Genomic DNA, 4,224 nt, shown 5'->3' with positions numbered 1-4,224 from the left:
CGTCGAGCTGCCACGGCACCGCGACGGTTTCCTCGCCGTCCGGACCAGTGCGCACGTAGGTGATGCCGTCGTTGTCGACAAGCCCGCGCACCACATCGCGGAGCCGGTCGAGCCCGCCTCGGCCGCGGTCACTCACGCAGTCGGCGAGTTCCTGCCACGCCGGGCGCACGTCGCCGGCCGCGTCGACCAACTCGTCGTAGCCGTCGGAGGGCTGCGGTTGCACGTCGAACAGCGCCTGCTGCGCCCGCATGCTCGCATACGGCGTCAACGGGTTCTCAACATCGGTGGTTCCGGCACCGTGGTGCGGGTCCGGAGGGGCTGCTGGGAAGGCCATTACTGCAGAACGGTACGCACTCGCCGCAGATCCAAGATGCCCGGCGCGCCCACGTCCGTCGATTGGCGGGCCTGCTTCTCCTTGAGCGCCGCGAGGTCCACGGCGCCGGGCGTGAAGCCGGTGGCCTCGAACCGCCGGGCACGACGGGACTCGGCCTCGACCGCGTTGACCGGCGGCGTGTCGTAGGAACGCCCCCCGGGATGGGACACGTGGTAGGTGCATCCGCCGCGCGACACCCCGCTGGCGGCGTCCACCAGCTCGAACCGCAGCGGCCCGTCGACGGTGATCGAGGGATGCAGCGCGCTGGGTGGCTGCCAGGCCCGGTAGCGCACTCCCCCGACCTGGACGTCGGGGTTGTCGGTGGCCAGCATCGGGACGGGGTGGCCGTTGACGGTCACGATGAACCGGTCGCGGTCGGCACCGATGAGCCGGACCTGCAGGCGCTCCACAGAGGAGTCGACGTAGCGGGCCGTGCCGCCGGCCGTCGACTCCTCACCGAGCACATTCCACGGTTCGATCGCGCCGCGCAGCTCGATCTCCACCCCGCCGAACACCGCGGTGCCGATCCTGGGGAACCGGAACTCGGTGAAGGGATCCAGCCAGCTGGTGTCGAACTCGATGCCATGCGCGCGCAGATCGGCGGCGACCTCGGCGATGTCGTGGATGAGGAAGTGCGGCAGCAGATATCGGCCGTGCAGGTTGGCGCCGTGGCGGATCAGCGGGGCACGCAGAGGTTCGTCCCAGAACCAGGCCACCAGTGCGCGCACAAGCAGCGACTGCACCATCGCCATCTGCGGGTGCGGCGGCATCTCGAAGCCGCGCAGCTCAAGCAGTCCGAGCCGGCCGCGCGCGCTGTCAGGGCTGTAGAGCTTGTCGATGCAGAACTCGGCGCGGTGGGTGTTGCCGGTGATGTCGGTGAGCAGGTGGCGCAGTGCCCGGTCCACGATCCACGGGGAGGCGTCGGCCTTCGACAGCCGGTCGATCTCGGCGAATGCGATCTCCAGCTCGTACAGCGATTCCGGGCGTCCCTCGTCGACCCGCGGCGCCTGCGAGGTGGTGCCGATGAAGCGGCCGGAGAACAGGTAGGACAGCGACGGGTGGCGCTGCCAGTAGGTCAGCAGCGACACCATCAGGTCGGGCCGGCGCAGCAGCGGCGAATCCGCGGGCGTGGTGCCGCCGAGGGTGATGTGGTTTCCGCCTCCGGTGCCGCCGTGGGTGCCGTCGACGTCGAACGCCTCGGTCGACAGGCGCGCGAGCCGCGCCTGCTCGTACAGCGTCTCCAGTTGCGCGCGCTGCTCGGCAAAGCCTGCCGTGGGCGCGACGTTGACCTCGATCACGCCGGGGTCCGGGGTGATCGACATGGATGTCAGCCTCGGGTCGGCGGGCGGGCCGTATCCCTCGATCACCACCGGACAGTCGATCGCAGCAGCGGCCCCCTCGATCCGGCCGATCAGGTCGATGAAATGCTCGAGTTCCTCGGTGGGCGGCAGGAACACGTACAGCAGCCCGTCGCGGATCTCGGCCACCAGCGCGGTGGTCGGCACCCCCGCGTCGTCGTCATCAGAGGTGACGACCGCGGCCGCGCCGCCGTCGCCGGCCGGTCCGCTTCCGGCGAGGGCCGGACGGCGCTGCAGCGGGTCGGCCTCAAGCGACGGTTTGGGCGGCTTCCAGCTGATCGAGTTCAGTGGCAGGCGAAGTCCGGCAGGCGAATCGCCTTCCAGCAGCACGATGCGTCCGCGCCGCAGTCTCCAGTCCGCGCTCGCCCAGCCCGGCCCGTCGTCGCGGCGGTGCAGCGGCAGCAGGAATGCGGTCGGTTCGGTGACCGATTCGTCGAGTTGGGCCAGCAGCGTGGCGCGCGCGTCGGGGCTGTCGGCGGCAAGGTCCTCGGCGGCGGGAACCGGCTGCCCCTCGGGTTGGCGTACCGCAGCGGCCAGCCGGGCCAGCGCGTCCTCGTAGGCCGGGCGGACCTGGCGCTCGGGCAGGCCGAACCCGTCGGCGATCGCGGTCAGCAGTCGGCGGCCGGCGTCCGGGGAGATCGCCTCGGTCTGCGGTTGCTGCGGCCACGGATCGGCCAGCAGTGTGTCGTCGGTCCACAGCGGTTGTCCGTCGGTGCGCCAGTGCAGCCCGATCTGCCAGCGCGGCAACGGTTCTCCGGGATACCACTTACCCTGGCTGCGCTGCACCAGGCCCTGCGGCGCCCACACCTTCTTGAGCCGGCCCGCCAGCGCGGAGGCACGCCGGCGTTTGTGCGGCCCGTCGGCCGCGGTGGTCCACTCCGGGTCGACCTGGTTGTCGATGGACACGAACGTCGGTTCCCCGCCGACGGTGAGCCGGACGTCCGCGGCGGCCATCCGCGCATCGACGCGGGCGCCGAGCGCGTTGATCGCGGCCCAGCTCGCCGGCGTGTAAGGCAACGTGATGCGCGGATCCTCGTGGATCCGGGTCACCACGTTGCTGAATTCCAGTGTCGCCTCACACGGTTCGGTCGCCCCGGTGATCGGGGCCGCCGACTCGGGGTGCGGGGTCGCCGACAGCGGAATGTGCCCCTCTCCGGCGAACAGTCCCGAGGTCGGATCCAGCCCGATCCAGCCCGCACCGGGGATGTACACCTCGGTCCACGCGTGCAGGTCGGTGAAGTCGGCCGCCGGACCCGACGGGCCGTCGAGAGCCTCCACGTCGGATGTCAGCTGCACGAGGTATCCCGACACGAAGCGCGCCGCCAGGCCGAGTTGGCGCAGGAATGACACCAGCAACCAGGCCGAGTCGCGGCACGATCCGATACCGGTGCGCAGCGTGTGGTCGGGGGTCTGCACGCCCGGCTCATACGCACCGAGTAGCTGACGTCGGCGGTGACGGCGCGGTTGAGCGCAACGAGGAAGTCGATGCTGCGCGTACCCGGCTCGATGTCGAAATTCTTGACCCACGCCTGGGCAAGGTCACCGGGGCCGGAATTCTCGTCGTCCTCGTCGACGGGCCGCAGATACGGTTTGAGGTCCTCGGCCAGGCTCTTGGGGTACTCGAACGGGAACGTCTCGGCATAGTCCTCGATGAAGAAGTCGAACGGGTTGATCACCTTCATGTCGGCGATCAGACCGACGGTGATGGTCAGGCTGCGGGCCCGGGTCGGAAACACCAGTCGGGCCAGGTAGTTGCCGAACGCGTCCTGCTGCCAGTTCACGAAATGGTCGGCCGGTTCCACCTGCAGCGAGTACGCCTCAATCGGCGTGCGCGAGTGCGGTGCCGGGCGCAGCCGCACGACATGCGGATGGATCTCGACAAGCCTGTCGAAGTTGTAGCTGGTGCGATGCTCCAGGGCAACTTTGATCCCCATAACGGCCAATCCCACCACACTGTTTCGGCGACCGCAGTATGCGCCGCGCTAACTCACACTGTGCGGCCGACCAACCCGCACTGCGGATGTGACACCAGCATTACGAGCGGGTGACATGCCGACTTCGGCTCTCTGCTGAGGTGATCCGGCCCGAGCCCACCGGACAGGAAAACCCTCCTGCCCCAAAGCAGCACAGTTACGCAGAGCGTCATAAAGGACAACCCCAACTACAGTCCACAGATCTTCCCCACGGCCGTGCCCGAGATGCCGCCTTGGGCAGCGAAACTGGCGGCCGCAGCCCAGTTATCCCCCAGGGTCGTCGAACGACAACGCCGAACGTGTAATCAGACCGGAAAATCGGTGGATTTCCGGTCTGATTACACGTCCGGCGCGGGCAGTGCCTCTACATCCTCAGGCTCCGGCGTCCGAGGATTATCTTCCTCCGCCTCAGAAACCATCCGGCTTAGGCTTAGGTGTTGTGACCTGACACGTTGTTGTCAGGCGGCGAGTCGGGTGATGGGTGGTCTTCCGCCGAGGGCGGAGTGGCCTCGTTGAGTGT

2 pseudogenes are annotated in these 4,224 nt (G+C 68.8%); both read right to left on the bottom strand.

The annotated features are described in order from the left end of the window. A pseudogene (locus LI92_RS20080) lies at window positions 1-334 on the bottom strand (circularly permuted type 2 ATP-grasp protein); the annotation flags it as partial. Next, window positions 334-3,665 (bottom strand): annotated as a pseudogene (locus LI92_RS20075) (transglutaminase family protein). The pseudogenes LI92_RS20080 and LI92_RS20075, both read right to left, overlap by 1 nt. Window positions 3,666-4,224 lie beyond the last annotated feature (559 nt).

The organism is Mycobacterium sp. UM_Kg1 (genome assembly GCF_000972925.1).
GTDB lineage: Bacteria > Actinomycetota > Actinomycetes > Mycobacteriales > Mycobacteriaceae > Mycobacterium > Mycobacterium hiberniae.
This window is presented reverse-complemented; position numbering and strand designations above follow the sequence as displayed.